Origin of the sequence: Amycolatopsis sp. MEPSY49 (genome assembly GCF_051337345.1) — a bacterium.
Lineage (GTDB): Bacteria > Actinomycetota > Actinomycetes > Mycobacteriales > Pseudonocardiaceae > Amycolatopsis.
The window spans coordinates 1,452,578-1,469,285 of sequence record NZ_JBDLYJ010000001.1 but is presented as its reverse complement, the minus strand read 5'-3'; the positions used below and the strand labels follow the sequence as shown (position 1 = coordinate 1,469,285).

15 protein-coding genes and 1 pseudogene are annotated in these 16,708 nt (G+C 72.3%); 7 read left to right on the top strand and 9 right to left on the bottom strand.

The annotated features are described in order from the left end of the window. Positions 1 to 29: 29 nt before the first annotated feature. A complete protein-coding gene (locus tag ABFJ78_RS07335; RefSeq protein ID WP_436385410.1) occupies positions 30 to 617 on the bottom strand; it encodes a TetR/AcrR family transcriptional regulator in 588 nt (195 codons plus the stop codon). A 14-nt stretch (positions 618 to 631) separates the two neighbouring features. Further along, positions 632 to 2,326, bottom strand: coding sequence for an SDR family oxidoreductase (locus ABFJ78_RS07330; protein WP_436385409.1), 1,695 nt, complete (start codon positions 2,324 to 2,326; stop codon positions 632 to 634). Positions 2,327 to 2,556: 230 nt separating this feature from the next. On the opposite strand from ABFJ78_RS07330, the gene ABFJ78_RS07325 reads away from it, so the two are divergent. Genes ABFJ78_RS07325 through ABFJ78_RS07305 form a run of 5 tightly spaced genes read left to right on the top strand, consistent with a single transcriptional unit; the run spans position 2,557 to position 7,400 of the window. Beyond that, positions 2,557 to 3,396: an ABC transporter ATP-binding protein gene (locus tag ABFJ78_RS07325; protein ID WP_372670327.1), complete on the top strand. Its 840-nt coding sequence runs from the start codon at positions 2,557 to 2,559 to the stop codon at positions 3,394 to 3,396. Next, the gene (locus ABFJ78_RS07320) at positions 3,393 to 4,265 is read left to right on the top strand and encodes an ABC transporter permease (RefSeq protein WP_436385008.1); all 873 of its coding nucleotides are present in this window, start codon (positions 3,393 to 3,395) and stop codon (positions 4,263 to 4,265) included. Before ABFJ78_RS07325 ends, ABFJ78_RS07320 begins: the two co-directional genes overlap by 4 nt. Then, a complete protein-coding gene (locus tag ABFJ78_RS07315) occupies positions 4,262 to 5,419 on the top strand; it encodes a sensor histidine kinase (RefSeq protein ID WP_436385408.1) in 1,158 nt (385 codons plus the stop codon). Before ABFJ78_RS07320 ends, ABFJ78_RS07315 begins: the two co-directional genes overlap by 4 nt. Then, the gene (locus ABFJ78_RS07310) at positions 5,416 to 6,036 is read left to right on the top strand and encodes a response regulator (RefSeq protein ID WP_400868000.1); all 621 of its coding nucleotides are present in this window, start codon (positions 5,416 to 5,418) and stop codon (positions 6,034 to 6,036) included. Before ABFJ78_RS07315 ends, ABFJ78_RS07310 begins: the two co-directional genes overlap by 4 nt. Positions 6,037 to 6,059: 23 nt before the next feature. Then, positions 6,060 to 7,400 (top strand): serine hydrolase domain-containing protein, encoded by a 1,341-nt coding sequence (locus ABFJ78_RS07305; RefSeq protein ID WP_436385006.1) that lies wholly within the window; start codon positions 6,060 to 6,062, stop codon positions 7,398 to 7,400. Positions 7,401 to 7,550: 150 nt separating this feature from the next. Here the strand turns inward: ABFJ78_RS07305 and ABFJ78_RS07300 are convergent, their stop codons facing one another. Further along, positions 7,551 to 8,429 (bottom strand): hypothetical protein, encoded by an 879-nt coding sequence (locus tag ABFJ78_RS07300; RefSeq protein ID WP_436385005.1) that lies wholly within the window; start codon positions 8,427 to 8,429, stop codon positions 7,551 to 7,553. 197 nt (positions 8,430 to 8,626) lie between these two features. Here ABFJ78_RS07300 and serC point away from each other — a divergent pair, with 197 nt between their 5' ends. Further along, positions 8,627 to 9,751 carry a phosphoserine transaminase gene (serC, locus tag ABFJ78_RS07295; RefSeq protein ID WP_436385004.1) on the top strand — a complete coding sequence of 375 codons (1,125 nt, stop codon included), beginning with the start codon at positions 8,627 to 8,629 and terminating at the stop codon, positions 9,749 to 9,751. Here serC and ABFJ78_RS07290 read toward each other — a convergent pair. Further along, positions 9,744 to 10,961 carry a glycosyltransferase 87 family protein gene (locus tag ABFJ78_RS07290; protein WP_436385002.1) on the bottom strand — a complete coding sequence of 406 codons (1,218 nt, stop codon included), beginning with the start codon at positions 10,959 to 10,961 and terminating at the stop codon, positions 9,744 to 9,746. The two genes, serC and ABFJ78_RS07290, sit on opposite strands and share 8 nt — an antisense overlap. A 48-nt stretch (positions 10,962 to 11,009) precedes the next feature. Then, positions 11,010 to 12,527, bottom strand: a complete 1,518-nt coding sequence (locus ABFJ78_RS07285) for an amidohydrolase family protein (protein ID WP_436385001.1) — start codon at positions 12,525 to 12,527, stop codon at positions 11,010 to 11,012. A gap of 341 nt (positions 12,528 to 12,868) precedes the next feature. Between ABFJ78_RS07285 and ABFJ78_RS07280 the strand changes: the two are divergent. Further along, positions 12,869 to 13,144: pseudogene (locus ABFJ78_RS07280) on the top strand (ABC transporter permease); the annotation flags it as partial. A 40-nt stretch (positions 13,145 to 13,184) separates the two neighbouring features. Here the strand turns inward: ABFJ78_RS07280 and ABFJ78_RS07275 are convergent. From ABFJ78_RS07275 to ABFJ78_RS07260, 4 genes are read right to left on the bottom strand one after another with little or no spacing between them, the layout of a single operon-like run. Then, positions 13,185 to 14,390, bottom strand: coding sequence for an ABC transporter permease (locus ABFJ78_RS07275; protein WP_436385000.1), 1,206 nt, complete (start codon positions 14,388 to 14,390; stop codon positions 13,185 to 13,187). Continuing rightward, entirely contained in the window at positions 14,387 to 15,073 is a 687-nt protein-coding gene (locus ABFJ78_RS07270) for an ABC transporter ATP-binding protein (RefSeq protein WP_086680226.1), read from the bottom strand. The genes ABFJ78_RS07275 and ABFJ78_RS07270 overlap by 4 nt, the downstream gene beginning before the upstream one ends. Continuing rightward, positions 15,070 to 16,164: a peptidoglycan-binding protein gene (locus tag ABFJ78_RS07265; RefSeq protein WP_436384999.1), complete on the bottom strand. Its 1,095-nt coding sequence runs from the start codon at positions 16,162 to 16,164 to the stop codon at positions 15,070 to 15,072. The genes ABFJ78_RS07270 and ABFJ78_RS07265 overlap by 4 nt, the downstream gene beginning before the upstream one ends. Continuing rightward, positions 16,161 to 16,703, bottom strand: a complete 543-nt coding sequence (locus ABFJ78_RS07260; protein ID WP_436384998.1) for a hypothetical protein — start codon at positions 16,701 to 16,703, stop codon at positions 16,161 to 16,163. Before ABFJ78_RS07260 ends, ABFJ78_RS07265 begins: the two co-directional genes overlap by 4 nt. Positions 16,704 to 16,708 lie beyond the last annotated feature (5 nt).

Below are 16,708 nucleotides of genomic sequence, written 5' to 3'. Positions count from 1 at the left end.
GTGAACCGGAGGAACCCTCCACCTCACTTTCACGTGAAAGTGCCGGCTTGGTCGTGGGTGGCCGTGGCGGCGAGCATGGCCGTGAGCTGGTCGACCAGCCACGTGTCCAGGTGCTCGCGCGGGACCGTTCGTTCCTGGAGCCAGGACAAGAGGGCGCCCTCGACCACCGCCGTCCAGCAGCGCAAGGTGAGTGACAGCAGTGGTGAGGGGTCTTCGACGCCGAGGGCGTCCAGGATCAGGGCCACCGCGCGGTTGCGGACCTCGTCGATCGCCGCGTCCGTTTCGGACGTCGCGATCACCGATCCGCTGCGCAGTAACGCGATGTAGCCCGCGCGGTAGTGGTCGGCGACGTCGATCAAGCCTCGGACGGCCGCCCTCAACCGGGTTTCGGGCGGACCTTCTTCGAGGCCGGCCAAGCCGTCGATGAGCCCGACGGTGACCGTGCGCAGCGCCTCGACCTGCAGCTCGCGCAGGCTGGAGAAGTACCGGTAGAACAGCGGCCGCGAGACCTCGGCGCGGCCGACGATGTCGTCCACCGTGACCAGCTCCGGCGCCCGCGAGCCGAACAGGTCGAGCGCGGCGCGGATCAGGTCGTCGCGGCGGGCCTGCGGCGACATCCGCCGCGGTCGGCTCACGGCGTCAGGTCCAGCTTCGCCGCCGCCCGCAGCAGCCCCGGCGTCAGTCGCGAAAGGACCAGCGCGGCCTTCGCCTCCGGTGTGGACGGTGCGATCGCGGTGTCCTTCTCCACGGCTCGCAGGATGTCGCGCGCGACCCCCTCGGGCCCGAAGCCGCGTCGGGCGTACAGCTTCGTGCTTTCCTTTTGCCGCCGACGTTGTTCCTCTTCGGACACCCCCACGAACGTCGTCGTGTTGGTGATGTTGGTCTTGACGATGCCCGGGCACACCGCCGTGACGCCGATGTGGTGCTCGGCCAGCTCGGCGCGCAGGCAGACGCTCAGCGTCAGCACGGCGGACTTCGTCGTCGCGTACGCGGTGAGGATTTTCGACGGCAGGTAGGCGGCCGCCGAGGCGAGGTTGACGATCTGGCCGCCCTCGGCCCGTTCGGCGAGCATCGGCGCGAAGGCGCGGCAGCCGTGGATCACGCCCCAGAGGTTGACGTCGATGACGCGTTCCCAGTCCTCGACGGACGTGTCGAGGAACGGACCGGACATGCCGATGCCGGCGTTGTTGACGACGATGTCCGGGATGCCGTGGTTCTCGCGCACATCGCGCGCGAAGCGGTACACGGCATCGCCGTCCGAAGAGTCCACTGTGTACTCGGCAACGCCGTGGTCTTCCAGCAGCTTCAGGGTTTCCGCGGCACTGGACGCGTCGATGTCGGTGACGACGACGTCGGCGCCCTCGGCGGCGAAGGCGAGCGCGGTGGCCCGGCCGATGCCGCTGCCGGCGCCGGTGACGACGACCAGCTTGTGCGCGAACCGGCCGATGCCCACCCGCGCCTGGCGAAGAGCCCGGCTTTCGGTACCTGTTTCGGCGTACTCGATCAGTTCGGCGGCGGCCCGGGCGACCACGTCCGGCTTGGCGCGGGTGACCCAGTGCGTCCCGACGACCCGGCGGATCCGCAGGTCGGGCACCCAGCGGGCGACCTCGGTCTGCAACGGGGTGGTGACGTAGGCGTCGCCGGTCGGGGCGAGCACCTGCACCGGGACGTCGGCGGGCCGCGGCGCGGGGCGGGAGAGCCGCGTGAACATGTTGGCGCGGTAGAGCTCGAGCCCGTACCGGCCGTCGGACTTGTCCGGTGGCGCCGCGTCGGGCTCCATGCGCTGGATCTGCTTGCCCAGCAACCCGGTGCGCCACAACAGGTCCGGGATCAGCGGGACCTGGAACGCGAGGATGTACCACGAGTGCAGGAACTGGCTCAGCGCGTTCTTGAGCCGCTTCGGCGTCGGGCGCGTGAGCTGCGCGCGGAACCAGGCGCCCGCGTGGTCGAGGCTCGGGCCGGAGATCGACGTGTAGGACGCGACCCGGCCGCGCAGGCGATCGCCGGTGACGGCGTGCCAGGTCTGGATCGAGCCCCAGTCGTGGGCGACCAGGTGCACCTTCCCGCTCGGCCGCACCGCCTCGACGACCGCGCGCAGGTCGTCGGCCAGCTGGTCCAGCCGGTAGGACGCGCGTCCCGGCGGCTTGTCCGACTGTCCGGCCCCGCGGACGTCGTAGGTGACGACCCGGTGTTTCGCCGTCAGCGACGCGGCTACCCCGTCCCACATCGAGCTGTTGTCGGGGTAGCCGTGCACGAGCACGACCGTGGGCCCGTCTTCCCGGCCGTCGATGGTGACGGAGAGGCGGACACCGTCGCTGGCGGTCACCCACTTGTGAGACATTCTGTCATCTTAGACAAGTTGTCAATAGCGCCGTTCACCCTCACGGCGGTTATGCGTGCTCGAATGTTCAGGTTTTCCCTTGTATGACAGCGTTTTCGAGGTTTCCCGTGGAACCAAGCGGGCCCGGCTGACGACTCTGTCCACCGAACGGTGGACACCGGGATTCAGCTGAGCGTTGCTCCCGATCAAGGCGCCGCGGGACCAGGCTGTGAGCCATGACCACAGCAGTGAGCGTGCGCGGCCTGCGCAAGCAGTACCCCGGTCACCTGGCGGTGGCCGGGCTCGACCTCGACATCGCCCCCGGCGAGGTCTTCTCCCTGCTCGGGCCGAACGGCGCCGGCAAGACCACGACCGTCGAGATCCTCGAAGGCCACCGGCAGCGGACCGCCGGCGAGGTCACCGTGCTCGGCGAGGACCCCGGGAAGGCCGGCCGCGCGTGGCGGTCGAAGATCGGCATCGTCCTGCAGACCGCCAACGACGCCGCCGAGCTGAGCGTCGCCGAGACCGTCCGGCACTTCGCGAAGTACTACCCCGACCCGCGCGATCCCGACGAAGTCATCGAGAAGGTCGGGCTCACCGAGAAGGCCAAGGCGCGGGTGAAGTCGCTTTCGGGCGGGCAACGGCGGCGCGTCGACGTCGCGCTCGGCATCATCGGCCGGCCCGAGCTGCTCTTCCTCGACGAGCCGACCACCGGCTTCGACCCCGAGGCCCGCCGGCAGTTCTGGAAGCTGATCAGCGACCTCGCCGCCGAGGGCACCACCATCCTGCTGACCACCCACTACCTCGACGAGGCCGAGGCGCTCGCCGACCGCGTCGCGGTGATCGCGCGCGGGGAGATCGTCGCGCAGGACACGCCGCAGAACCTCGGGGGCCGGGCCGCCGCCGAGGCGACCGTGCGGTGGACCGACGAACGCGGCGCGCACGTCGAGCGCACCGCGTACCCGACCAAGCTCGTCACGGAGCTCTCTGCTGGGGGTAGGGAGCTCGCCGGGCTGACCGTGACCAGGCCGAGCCTGGAGGACATCTACCTGGACCTGATCGGAGACAAGGCATGACGGCGACACCCGGGGCTTCGCCCCAGGCCGGGGGCTCCGCCACCCGGAACCCCCGAAGTGCGACCGCGCTCGCCCTCCCCGGCCCGCTTTCGTTGGGGCTCGCTCGCGGCGGCACCGAGCTGCGGCAGTTCTTCCGGCACAAGGAACAGGTGGTCTTCACCTTCTCCCTGCCCGCGGTCCTGATGATCCTGCTCGGGTCCATCCTGGACGGTCCGACCGCGCTGGCCGGCGTCACGTCCGGGCAGCTGCTGGCCGCCGGGATGATCGGCTCGGGCATCGTCTCGACGTCGTTCAACAGCATCGCGACCGGCGTCTCGGCCGACCGGGAAACCGGGGCGCTCAAACGCCTTCGCGGCACGCCGATGCCGCCCGCGTCCTACTTCATCGGCAAGATGGTGCTGGTCGCGGTGTCCAGCCTCGCGCAGACCGTGCTGATGGCCGCGGTCGCGGTGCTCCTCTTCGGACTGGAGCTGCCGTCCGATCCGGCGAAGTGGCTGACGCTGCTGTGGGTGTTCGCGCTCGGCATCGTTTCGTGCACGCTGCTCGGCATCGCGATCAGCTCGCTGGCCAAGTCGACGAACGGTGCCGTCGCGATCGTCCAGATGCTGTACCTGGTGCTGCAGTTCATCTCCGGTGTGTTCGTCTCGCCGATCACGAACCTGCCCAAGGTTATGGTGGACGTCGCGTCGTTCTTCCCGTTGAAGTGGATCTGCCAGGGTTTCCGGTCGGTGTTCCTGCCGGACGCCGCGGTGAGGATGGAGATGGCTGGGTCATGGGAGCTCCCGCGGGTGGCGCTGGTGCTGGGGATCTGGTGCGTGGCGGGGGCGGTGCTGGCGCGGCTGACGTTCCGGTGGACCGACGCGAAGTGACGGACGCCTGGGACCGGTTCAACTGGCTCTGGGAGATCCTCTTCGCGGTCGCGTACCTGGCCACGACGACGCTGGTGCTGCTGGACGAAACCGATCCGGTACGCGCCGTCGTCGCGGTGGGGGCACTCACCGCGCTCGCGCTGACCTACCTGCTGTGGGGACGGCGGGTGGTGCGCGACGACGGACACATGGCCCAGCGGTGGGCGCTGGCCCTGATCGTCCTGGCGCTGGTCGCGGTCGCGATGTTCGCCAACAACACGGCCAGCTTCATCCTGTTCATGGCCTGCCCGCTGCTGTTTTCGACGCTCGACTTCCGCCCGGCCGCGGTGGTCACCACGGTGGCGATCCTGCTGAGCCCCGTGTCGTCGATCGCCAACGACGGACTGCAGGGGCCGGCCCTGCACATCCTGCTGCCGATGACCGCGATCCTCGTCGTGTTCGGGATCCTGTCCGGCAAGTTCATCCTGCACGTCGTCGAGGAGAGCCGCGCGCGGGCGGACCTGATCGACCGGCTCGAGGAGAGCCAGGCGGAGGTCGCCCGGCTCTCCCGCGAGGCGGGCACGGCGGCCGAACGCGAGCGGCTGGCGCGCGAGATCCACGACACCCTCGCCCAGGGGTTCACCAGCATCGTCACGCTCGCCCAGGCCATCGAGTCCGAAGTGGACACCGACCCGGCGGCGGCCCGGCGGCACGCCGAGCTGGCCGCCCGCACGGCGCGGGACAACCTCACCGAGGCCCGCGCGATGGTCGCCGCGCTGGCGCCGGCCGACCTGGCGATCGGGTCTCTGGTGGACGCCGTCCGCCGCCAGGCCGACCGGCTCGCCGACGAGACGGGTGTGTCCGTCGAGTACGAAGTGGACGATGCCCTCCCGGCGATCGGCATGGCGGGTGAGGTGGTCCTGCTGCGGGGCGCGCAGGAAGCCCTGAACAACGTCCGGCGGCACGCGGCCGCGTCCTCGGTGTCGGTGCGGCTGTCCGTTGTGGACGACGCGGTCCGGCTGTCCGTCCGGGACGACGGCTCCGGCTTCGACCCGGACGGCTCGACCGGCTTCGGCCTGCGCGGCATGCGGTCCCGGGCCGAGCAGGTGGGTGGCACACTGAGCGTCCGGAGTGGCCCGAGCGGCACCGAACTCACCCTGGAGGTGCCGGCTTGATCCGCGTCATGCTCGTCGACGACCACCCCGTCGTCCGCGAAGGCCTCCGGGGCATGCTCGAAGCCGAACCCGACCTGACCGTGGTCGGCGAGGCCGGCTCGGGCGACGAAGCCGTCGCGCTCGACCGCGTCGCGCAGCCGGACGTCGTGCTGATGGACCTGCGGATGCCGGGCCTGGACGGCGTCGGCGCGACGAAACGCATCCTGCGAGACCAGCCGGGCCGCCGGATCGTCGTCCTGACGACGTACGAAACGGACGCCGACATCCTGCGCGCGGTCGAGGCCGGAGCGTCGGGTTACCTGCTGAAGGACGCGTCGCGCACGGAACTGGCGAACGCGATCCGGGCGGCTTCGCGCGGCGAGACGGTGCTGGCGCCGTCGGTGGCCGGGAAGCTGGTCAATCGCGTGCGCAACCCGGAGCCGCAGCCGCTTTCGGCGCGCGAGGTCGAGGTGCTGCGGCTGGTCGCGAAGGGCGGCACGAACGCGGACATCGGCCGCGCCCTGCACATCAGCGAGGCGACGGTGAAGACGCACCTGCTGCGCGTGTTCGGCAAGCTCGGGGTGTCCGACCGGACGGCCGCGGTGACGACGGCGATGGCCCGGAACCTGCTCGGCTGAGCGCCGCGCGGCAGAATGCGTTCATGCTTGAGTCGACCGAACACGCCCTGCTCCGCCGGATCGCCCACGAGCAGGCCGCCTGCCGGGCTCCCTCGCTCGTCGCCGCCGTCGTGCGGGACGGGGAGATCGTCTGGTCCGGGGCCCGGGGGCGCGTCGGCGACCAGCCGCCCGGGACCGACACCCAGTACCGGCTGGGCTCGATCACCAAGACCCTCGTCGCGACCGCCGTCATGCGGTTGCGCGACGAAAGCCTGCTCGACCTCAACGACCCGCTCGAGAAGCACGTCCCGGGCACGCCGTTCGGCGCCGCGACCGTCGCGCAGCTGCTCTCCCACACGTCCGGCCTGACGTCCGAATCGCCCGGTCTGTGGTGGGAGCGCACCCCCGGCGCCGACTGGGACGCGCTCGTCGGGAGCCTCGCCGACGGCGCCACCAAGCACCGGCCGGGCGCGCGGTTCCACTACTCGAACGTCGGCTACGGCGTGCTCGGCGAGCTCGTCTCGCGCCACCGTGGCAAGGGCTGGCTCTCGGTGCTCGACGAGGAGGTCCTCGGCCCGCTCGGGATGAGCCGGACGACGCCGCACCCGGTGGGCGCGCACGCGGACGGCTTCGCCGTGCACCCCTTCGCCGACGTCCTCCTGCCGGAACCCAGCCCGGACGCCGGCGCGATGGCCCCCGCCGGCCAGCTGTGGTCGACGGCGAAGGACCTCGGCCGCTGGACGGCGTTCCTCGGCGGCCACGGCGGCGGCGTCCTGTCCGCGGACACCATCGAGCAGATGCGCACGATGGTGACCGTCGACGACACCGACGTCTGGACGACCGGCTTCGGCCTCGGCCTGATGCTGGTGCGCTACCAGGGCCGCCGGCTGGCCGGGCACACGGGCTCGATGCCGGGCTTCCTCGCCGTGACGCTGGTGGACCCGGTCGCCCAGACGGGCGCGCTGGTGCTCACGAACTCGACGGCCGGCGTCGGTATCACCCAGCTCTGCCTGGACCTGATCACGATGACCGACGAGCTGGAGCCGCGCCTGCCGGCCGAGTGGCAGCCGTCGGCGGTCGACCCGGCGCTGCTGGCGTTGACCGGGCTCTGGCACTGGGGGCCGACGCCGTACCACCTGCGGATCCAGGGTGACGGGCTGTTGCTGCTGGCCCCGGCCGAGGGCGCGGGCCGCAGTTCGCGGTTCCGCGCGACCGGTCGTGACACGTACGTCGGTCTTGACGGGTATTACGCGGGCGAGACGCTCGAAGTGGGCCGGGACGCCGAGGGGGTTGCCACGCACCTCGACCTCGCGACGTTCATCTTCACGCGCACGCCGTACGACCCGGCCGCGCCCGTGCCGGGCGGGGTGGAGAGCTGGCGCTGACCCGCCGGGACGTCATGAACGACTCTTTCATGTCGCCGGACGCGGTGAACGACTCGTTCATGACATCGCGGCCGCGCCTCACGCCTGACCCGCCGGGCCCCGCTCACACCCCCAGGGTGGTGAGCGGGGCCCGCAAGCCAGTGCCGGAACCTACCGGCGTCCGGGACCCGCGGGAACCGTGTTTTTACCCCCACGGCCCGGGTGCCCGATGGTCCCGACGGCGTAGCTGTCCCCATCCGGCAGACCGGCGACCAGGTGTTCCGACGGCCAGCCGGCCAACCACAGCCGGCGCCGGCCGGCCAGCTCGGCCGCGATGTCCGGCGGCGTCACGGGCAGGTGGAACCGGATCCGGACGTCGCCGGGCAGGACGGCCCAGCCGTCCACCGGCCCGCCCGGGCGCACGTCGAACGACGCGGCCGCGACCGGCGTCCACCGGCCGGTCGCGAGGCAGCGGGCCGGGCCGGCCAGCTCCGACCGCCATTCGGCCAGCGCGAAGACGGCGACCCCGCCGGCGATCGGGATGAACCACGGCAGCCAGCCGCCGGTCAGGGCGACGGCGCCGGCCTCGAGCGCGAGCACCCCCGCTCCGGCCGCCCACACCGCGGCGGTCGCCGCCCACAGGCGCAGTCGCAGGCTCGCGCGCCGGTTCGACGGCCGTTTCGGCACCAGCCGGGACGCGGCGAACGCGGTCCCACCACCGAAGATCGCGACGACCACCGCGGCGTTGACGACGTCGGCGCCGCGGGGCGGGTGCGCGAACAGCGCGGCCACGATCACCGCGTCCAGCAGCACCAGCCCCCCGAGACCGGCGAGGATCAAGCCCCGGCGCCGCGCGGGCAGCTCACCGGTGAGCCACCACGGCAGCCGCCGGACGAAGACCAGCACCAGGGTCACGGCCAGCCCGATCGGCAGGGCGAGGGTGGTGTCCGGTGTCCAGCCGCCGTTCGCGACCAGGTGCGCGACCGCGATGCCCGCCCAGCTCCACAACAGCCACCACCGCGGCCCCCACGGCGTTTCCTCCCCGTTCACGGCCGTGAAGCTACCGAGCGTCCCGAGGTCCCCGACAGCGATTTACCCCCACGGCCCGCCGCGAGAAGCCGCCGGACGGGCGAGCCCCCTAGAGTCGGAGGTGGGGCGTCCCGATGCCCGGAACACCCCTTGTTTCACATATTGGACAGCGAAGAACCACCTTCACCAGCCGCATCCCGACCTGAGAGACTGGCCACATGACCGACGCTGAGTTGACCATCCCCGCAGACCTCAAGCCGGCCGACGGCCGCTTCGGCTGCGGACCGTCGAAGGTCCGCGCCGAGCAGCTGAGCGCACTGGCGGAGTCCGGCTCCACCTATCTCGGCACGTCGCACCGGCAGAAGCCGGTCAAGTCCCTCGTCGGGCGCGTGCGGGCGGGTCTGTCCGAGCTGTTCTCCCTGCCCGAGGGCTACGAGGTGGTCCTGGGCAACGGCGGCACCACGGCGTTCTGGGACGCGGCCGCCTTCGGCCTGGTCCGCGAGCGCGCGCAGCACTTCACCTACGGCGAGTTCTCCTCGAAGTTCGCCACCGTCACCAAGGGCGCGCCGTTCCTGGCCGACCCGGTCGTCGTCAAGGCCGACGCCGGCAGCGCGCCGGACATCGCCTACGAAGCCGGCGCCGACCTGGTCGGCTGGGCGCACAACGAGACGTCGACCGGTGTCGCCGTGCCGGTCCGCCGTCCCGAGGGCTCCGACGGCGCGCTCGTCGCGATCGACGCCACCTCCGGCGCCGGCGGGCTCCCGGTCAAGGCCGAGGACTTCGACGTCTACTACTTCGCGCCGCAGAAGTCCTTCGCCGCGGACGGTGGCCTCTGGATCGCGCTGGCCTCCCCGGCCGCGGTCGAGCGGATCGGCGAGATCGGCGGGAGCGACCGCTGGATCCCCGAGTTCCTGTCGCTGACCACCGCGCTGGACAACTCCCGCAAGGACCAGACGTACAACACCCCGGCCGTCGCCACGCTGTTCCTGCTCGCCGAGCAGATCGAGTGGATGAACGGCCAGGGCGGCCTCGAGTGGACGACCGCGCGCACGAAGGACTCGTCGTCGCGGCTGTACGAGTGGGCCGAGAAGACGAGCTACACGACGCCGTTCGTGAAGGACCCGGACCTGCGCTCGCAGGTCGTCGGCACGGTGGATTTCAGCGACGAGGTCGACGCCGCCGCGGTGGCGAAGGTGCTGCGCGCCAACGGGATCGTCGACACCGAGCCGTACCGCAAGCTGGGCCGCAACCAGCTGCGCGTCGGCCTGTTCCCGGCCATCGACCCGGACGACGTCACCAAGCTGACGCAGGCCATCGAGTACGTGGTCGAGCGCCTCAGCTGACCTGGGGTTCCTTCGAGGGGACCTTCGCCGCTTCGGTGGCGGAGGTCCCCTTTTCCGTGCTCAGGCGGCGGGCGGCGAACACGGCCAGGACCAGCAGCGCGAGGCCGTACAGCTCGTAGGACTCCGTCGCCAGCCACCAGCCCCCCGACGGCGCCGGGCGCGGGGCGAACCACATCGGGCCGACGATGAACAACGTCAGCCCGGCCACGACGACCGCGGCCGCCACCCACCGGATCGCCCGGCCGAAGCGCCACGCGTACCACCCGGCGAGGACGAGGATCGGCACGCACCACGTCCAGTGGTGGGTCCACGAGATCGGCGACACGAGCAGGCCGCCGAGCGCACAGGCGGTCAGCCCGAGCACCGGCTCGGCGCGCGCGACGATCACCGCGACCAGGGCCATCACCACCAGCGCGGCCAGCACCCAGGCGAACTCCGGCCAGCCCGCGCGCACGCTCAGACCGTGCAGCGACTGGTTGCCGACGTAGTCGACGCCGCCGATGCGGCCGGCGTCGAAGACCAGCTTCGTCCAGTACGTGACCGACGCCGACGGCCGGATCAGCCACAGCAGCGCCCCCGCCGCGACGAACCCGCCGACCACGCGCGCGGCCGAGCGGAAGTCGCGGCGGAAGAGGAAGTAGACGACGAAGACGGCCGGCGTCAGCTTGATCGCCGCGGCCACGCCGATGAGCAGGCCCTTCGTCCGCCGGCGGTCACCGGGGAGCAGGATGTCGAGCACGACCAGGACCATGAGCAGCGCGTTGATCTGGCCGAAGCCGAGCGTCGAGCGCACCGGCTCCAGCAGGGCCCCGGCGAGCTGCGCGCCGATCGCGACCAGCGCGGCGACCGTCCGGCCGGTGACCTTGGTGGCGTCGGTGAGCGAGCCGTTGAGCGTCGCGACGTAGAGGTAGGCGACGACGCCGGTCGCGACGATCGACGCGATGCTGACCAGCTTCATCGTGACGGCGAAGGGCAGCAGCGTGCCGGGCCAGAACGCGGCCGCGGCGAACGGCGTGTACGTGAACGGCAGCAGGATCTGGTGCGTGGTCGGCACCCACGCGTCGTACGGCGAGCCCTGCTCGGCCAGCGCCTTGGCCCCGCCGAGGTACACCTCGAGGTCCAGGCCGTCGAACCGCTTGAGGACGAGCACGAGGATCACGGCGACGACTTCGAGCGCGGCGAGCGCCCACGCCAGCTTCCGCCCAGTCAACGCGCCCCCTCGAACCCAGGTCTTCGACCGGCCGAGATTACCGGGCGCTCAGCAGCAGCTGTGCACCGGCAAGCCCACTGACCTGGCGTTCGCCCTCGCGCTCGTCGCGGCTTCGACGTCGGCGAGCATGCGGTCCAGCGCCGCGCGGTCGTACACCCGCCCGGCCGCGACGACCGTGTCGATCCGCCGGACCGCGCGGATGTCGGCGAGCGGGTTCGCGTCGAGGAGCACCAGGTCGGCCACCTTGCCCGGGACGATCGTGCCCGCGGTCGCGGACCGGCCGAGGAACGCCGCCGCGTCACGGGTCGCCACCTGCAGCGCCCGCCGCGGCGACAGCCCCGCCTCGACCAGGTACTCCAGCTCGTCGTGCAGGCTGAAGCCGGGGAAGACGTACGGGTTCAGGCAGTCGGTGCCGGCGAGGAGGGGGACGCCCGCCCGGTGCGCCGCGCCGACCAGCTCCACCTGCGCGCGGAAGTAGGCGGCCTGCTGCGCGATCTCCTCGGGCGTGACGGGTGTCCGGATCCGCGCCTGCTCGACCCAGTTGTCCCGCACGTCCCGCGGGATGTACTTCAGGCGCGGATCGTGCGCGAAGGTGTCGGCGGGCGAGCACAACACGTTGTTGACGACCATCGTCGGGGTCAGCCGGGTTCCGTTGCCCACGAGGCCGCCGAAGAACTCCTGGGCGCGCCACGGGCTGTACGCCTCGGTCGCGCGCCGGTCCAGCTCCCGGGCCAGGACGAAGAACGATCGTGGGTTCGCCGGGTCGAAGGGCGTCCCGGCCAGCGTCCGGAGGAACTCGTCCCGGTGCGCCGACGTGTAGAGGGGGACGCCGAAGAAGTGCTCGAAGCTCTGCTGGCCGGCGTCGCTCGCGGCCGGTTGCGAAACTCGGTACGGCCAGTGCCCGACGAACGGCAGCCCGGTTCGCCGGCACTCGTCGGCGATCGCCGCGAAAGCCTCGGCGCCCAGGTAGGAGTACACCTTGACGAAGCCGGCGCCCTCGGCGAGCGCGGTCCGGACGGCGGCGCGCGCCTCGGCGGCCGTCGCCACCTTCGTCACGGGCGGCTGCAGCATGGAGACGGGACCGTCGACGATCGAGCTGCCCATGACGACCCGGGGGCCGGCCAGTTCCCCGCGGACGATCTTGTCGCGCGCCGCGCGGTTTTCGGAGTAGCCCCACATCTCGCGGATCCCGGTGACGCCGTTGGCCAGGTACAGCGGCGGGAAGATCGTCTCGAGGTCGAGGCCGTGCGTGTGCAGGTCCCAGAGGCCGGGCACCAGGTAGCGGCCCCGGCCGTCGACGGTCCGGACCCCGGTCGGGGACGGCAGGTGCGCGGCGGGGCCGGTCCAGGCGATCCGGTCGCCGACCAGCACGACGGCCGAGTCCGGGTGGGGTGGGCCATCGGTGCCGTCGACGACGGTGGCCCCGAGCACGACGACGACATCCGAACCGGCCGCGGCGGCCTCCTGAGCGAAGACGGCGGGGGCGATCCCCGCGGTGGCGAGCCCGGCACCGGCGCCTGCCAGCCATCGGAGGAAGTCACGCCGCTTCGCCTCGACCCGCACCACGGCCGCCCCCTTCGCTCGGGTTCGCCGCTCATTCAACCCGCCACGCGGGGGGCGCGAATCTCCCAGCGTGCGGTGTTCCGGCTGCGCACGCTCGGAGGTAGCGCGGGGTGGGGCGCCACCGCGGATGTGCACGCGCGGGCGCAGGCGGCGGCGCGGCTCGCCACAAACACCTCGCCGCGCCGCGCCTCGCCGCGCCTCGCCTCGCCGCCCTCGCCAAAGCCGCCCTCGCCCGGCCGACACCCACGCGAGGCCCGGAGCTTTCACGCGAAAGTGCCGGGCTGGCCCCTCGCACTCGCGGCACTTTCACGTGAAAGTGCCGGGCCGGCCCCGCGCCACTTTCACGTCGAAGCGTCGGGCCGGCACCCGCGCGAGAGCGCACTTTCCNCGGGCAGTTCCTGGCTGAGTCGGTGCTGCTGTCAGGGCTCGGCGGGCTGGCGGGGGTGCTGGCCGGGGTGCTGGTGACGGCGGGGTACGCGTTGAGCCAGGGGTGGCCGGCGGTGCTGCCGTGGGCGACGCTGGCGGGAGGTGTCGGGGTGGCGGCGCTGGTGGGGGCGATCGCGGGGGCGTACCCGGCGGTCCGCGCGGCCCGGCTGGCCCCCACGCAGGCGCTGGCGTGAGCCGGGGGCGGAGCTTTCACGTGAAAGCTCCGCCCCCGGCTCACGCCAGCGCCTGCGTGGGGGCCAGCCGGGCCGCGCGGACCGCCGGGTACGCCCCCGCGATCGCCCCCACCAGCGCCGCCACCCCGACACCTCCCGCCAGCGTCGCCCACGGCAGCACCGCCGGCCACCCCTGGCTCAACGCGTACCCCGCCGTCACCAGCACCCCGGCCAGCACCCCCGCCAGCCCGCCGAGCCCTGACAGCAGCACCGACTCAGCCAGGAACTGCCCGCGGATCTGCCGCTTCGTCGCCCCGAGCGCGCGGCGCAGGCCGATCTCGCGTCTCCGCTCCAGCACCGAGATCACCATCGTGTTCGCCACCCCGACCCCGCCGACCAGCAACGCCACGCCGCCCAATCCCAGGAACAGCGCGCTGTACGTCGTGTCCGTGAGCTTCTGCGCGGCGAGCGCGTCCGACGGGCGGCGGACCTCGACCTCGTTCGGCGCCTGCGGGTTCAGCGTCGCACCGAGCACCGACCGCACACTGTCCACTTGGGACTCCTCCGCGCGGACGTACACAGTGGACGGATGGCCGTCGAACCCGAGCAGCCGCTTCGCGACGTCCCAGCCGACCAGCACCGACCGCTCGATCTCCGGCGCCAGCGGCATCGGCGAGAGGATCCCGACGACCGTGAACCACTGCGTCCCGATCAGCACCTGCGGCGGCCGCGCCGGGTCGATGTGGTCGATGCCGAGGCGGGCCGCCGCCTGCGAGCCGAGCACCGTCACCGGGTAGTCCTGGTTGCCCGCCGCGAGAAAGGCACCGGCGCGCACCTTCCCGCCGAGCACGGCCAGCAGGTCCGGCCGAGCCGCGAACACCGCGAGCCCGGACGTGTCGTCCGGCGCGATCTTGTCGCTGCGCCGCACGCTCGCCGACGTGTTCCCGGTCCCGCTCGCCGCCTGCACCGGCCCGATCCGCTTGGCCATCGGGACGGCGTCGTCCGGCAACACCGCGTCGTCGCCGAACAGCGTCTGCCCCGGCCCGGCGGTGAGCAGGTTCGTGCCGAGCGCGGCCAGCCGGTCGTGCAGGGCCTGCCCGCCGGACGCCGGGATCGCCAGCACCGCGACCATCGCCGCGACGCCGATCGCGATGCCCAGCGCGGAAAGCACCGCGCGCACCGGCCGGGTCCGCATGCCGTGGGCGCCCAGCGCGACGACGTCCGGCGGCTTGAGCCGGGCCGGTTCCGGCAACAGCACCGCGGTCATCGCGCACCCACCAGGCCGGTGTCGAGCCGCAGGTGCCCGTCGAGCAGCTCGATCCGGCGCGGCATGCCCGCCGCGATCTCGCGGTCGTGGGTGATCACGACGATCGTGGTGCCGTCCGCGGACAGCTCGCCGAGCAACGACAACACGGACGCGCCGGTGCCGGTGTCGAGGTTGCCGGTCGGCTCGTCGGCCAGCAGGATCGACGGCTCGTTGACCACGGCCCGCGCGATCGCGACGCGCTGGCGTTCCCCACCCGACAGTTCCCCCGGCCGGTGCCACGCCCGGTGCCCGAGCTTGACGCGGTCGAGCGCGGCCAGCGCCCGGTCGCGCCGCCGTCGCCGCGGCACCCCGGCGTAGAGCAGGCCGGTGCACACGTTGTCCACCGCACTCATCCCTTCGTCGAGGAAGAACTGCTGGAACACGAACCCGATCCAGCGCGACCGCAGCGCCGAGACCTTCCGGTCCGGCAGCGCGGCGACGTCGTGGCCGTGCAGCTCGACGCGCCCCGAGGACGGCCGGTCGAGCGTGCCCATCAGGTGCAGCAGCGTCGACTTGCCGGACCCCGACGGCCCGACGATCGCGACCATCTCGCCGTTTTCCAGCGACAGCGAGACGCCGTCGAGCGCGGCCACCCCGCCGGGGTAGGTGCGCGTGACCTCGTGGACGCGCAGCACGGGCGTCACGACGTCGTCACCACCCGCATGCCCGCGGTCAGCCCGGTCCCGGTGACCTCGACCTTGCCGCCGCTGAACAGTCCCGTTTGGACGGCGATCAGCCGGCGCTGCCCGTTTTCGTCGACCTCGACGGCGTACCCGCCTTCGGCGAGCGCGAGCAACGCCCCGACCGGAACCGCCAGGACTCCTTTGTGGACGTCCTTGGTGAACCGGACGCTCGCCGGCGCCGAGTCGAGCGTGCCGCCGGCCGCCGGGTCGTCCAGCTTCACGGTCACGGTGATCTTGGGCTTGCCGTCGTCCTGGCCGGCGGCGTCCTTGCCCTCGACGGCGGTCCGCCCGACGTCGGTGATCGTGCCCTGCGTCGTCTTGCCGTTGATCGTCACGGACGCTTTCGCGCCCTGCTGCGCGAGATCCTGCTTCGCCGCCTCCAGCTTCACCTGCACCGACCGGACGGTCCCGGTCGTCTTGAGCACCTCGCCCTGCGCGGGCGATCCCGGCTTGGCCGACAGCGCCGACACGCGGACCTCGCCCGCCGCGAGCACGACGTCACCCTGGCCGAACGCGCCGGTCTGCTCCAGCCCCAGCGACTTCTGCCACTTCTTCAGCGCGGCCGCCGTCGCCGCGGTGAACTTCTTGTCCGGCGTGCCGAACCCGCCGAAGCCGCACGCCTTGAGGTTCTCCTCCAGCTGCTTGACGTCGGCGCCGTCGTCCACGCCCGTGGCGAGGTCCCGGTAGAACGGCAGAGTGCCGTAGAACAGCGGCACCGGTTTCGCGTCCACTCCGTACACCGGCTTGCACCGGGTGATCGTGGCGCCGGCGTCGGGCAGCGACGTGATCGTGCCCGGCTTGCGGCCCTGGACGCTCGATTCGTCGCCGTAGCCGAGCGTGCCGTCGGCTTCCTCCTCCTCGCTGAGGTCGGTCTTGACGACCTCGGCGGTCTCGGCCGCGGGCGGCGCGGCCTCCTGCACCGGCGTCGCCGAAGACACCCGCGTCAGGATCACGACCGAGCTGGTGCCCAGCACCACGACGAGGACCGCGCCGGCGACGAACCAGCGCGTCCGGCCGCGACGACGGGGCTTGAGGTGGGTCACTTCGCTCACTTGCCCGCCGCCTCGGAGTGGACCGACATGCCCAGACCGCACGCCTTCGCGGCCTCTTCGAACTTCTTCGGGTCGTCGCCCGGCCCGCCGATCCGCGTCGCGCCCTTGCCGGTCGGGTCGGGGTCCGGCATGTCGACGCCGTGCTCGCGCATGCACTTGGCCTGCTGCCGCATCTTGTCGAGCTCCTCGGCGCTCGGCGGCTTCATCTCGCCGCCGTTGGGCATGAGGTGCTTGCACGCTTCCTGCGCGGCGTCGACCTTCCCGCGGTCCGCGCCGTCGCCCTGGATCGCGATCGACATCCCCTTGCCGTCGCCCGCCGGTTTCGGGTCGGGCATGTCGACGCCGTGCTCGCGCATGCACTTGGCGAAGTCGCGCATCTTGTCCTCGTCGCTCTTGCCGCTGTTGTCGGCGGCAGTGGGCCCGCCCGACTTCGGCGGGGTCGAGATCGACGCGACCTTCGACCCGTCGTCGGCCTTCGCGCCGCAGCCCCCGAGCAGCAGTGCCGCCCCGATCGCCGCGACGAAGATCCGTGTCCGCATGGCTC

What these genes read in the sequence shown, in the direction of transcription:
- ABFJ78_RS07335 (WP_436385410.1), bottom strand. Translation starts at nt 617, where the DNA reads ATGTCGCCGCAGGCCCGCCGCGACGACCTGATCCGCGCCGCGCTCGAC.
- ABFJ78_RS07325 (WP_372670327.1), top strand. Translation starts at nt 2,557, where the DNA reads ATGACCACAGCAGTGAGCGTGCGCGGCCTGCGCAAGCAGTACCCCGGT.
- ABFJ78_RS07320 (WP_436385008.1), top strand. Translation starts at nt 3,393, where the DNA reads ATGACGGCGACACCCGGGGCTTCGCCCCAGGCCGGGGGCTCCGCCACC.
- ABFJ78_RS07305 (WP_436385006.1), top strand. Translation starts at nt 6,060, where the DNA reads ATGCTTGAGTCGACCGAACACGCCCTGCTCCGCCGGATCGCCCACGAG.
- serC (WP_436385004.1), top strand. Translation starts at nt 8,627, where the DNA reads ATGACCGACGCTGAGTTGACCATCCCCGCAGACCTCAAGCCGGCCGAC.
- ABFJ78_RS07275 (WP_436385000.1), bottom strand. Translation starts at nt 14,390, where the DNA reads ATGACCGCGGTGCTGTTGCCGGAACCGGCCCGGCTCAAGCCGCCGGAC.
- ABFJ78_RS07260 (WP_436384998.1), bottom strand. Translation starts at nt 16,703, where the DNA reads ATGCGGACACGGATCTTCGTCGCGGCGATCGGGGCGGCACTGCTGCTC.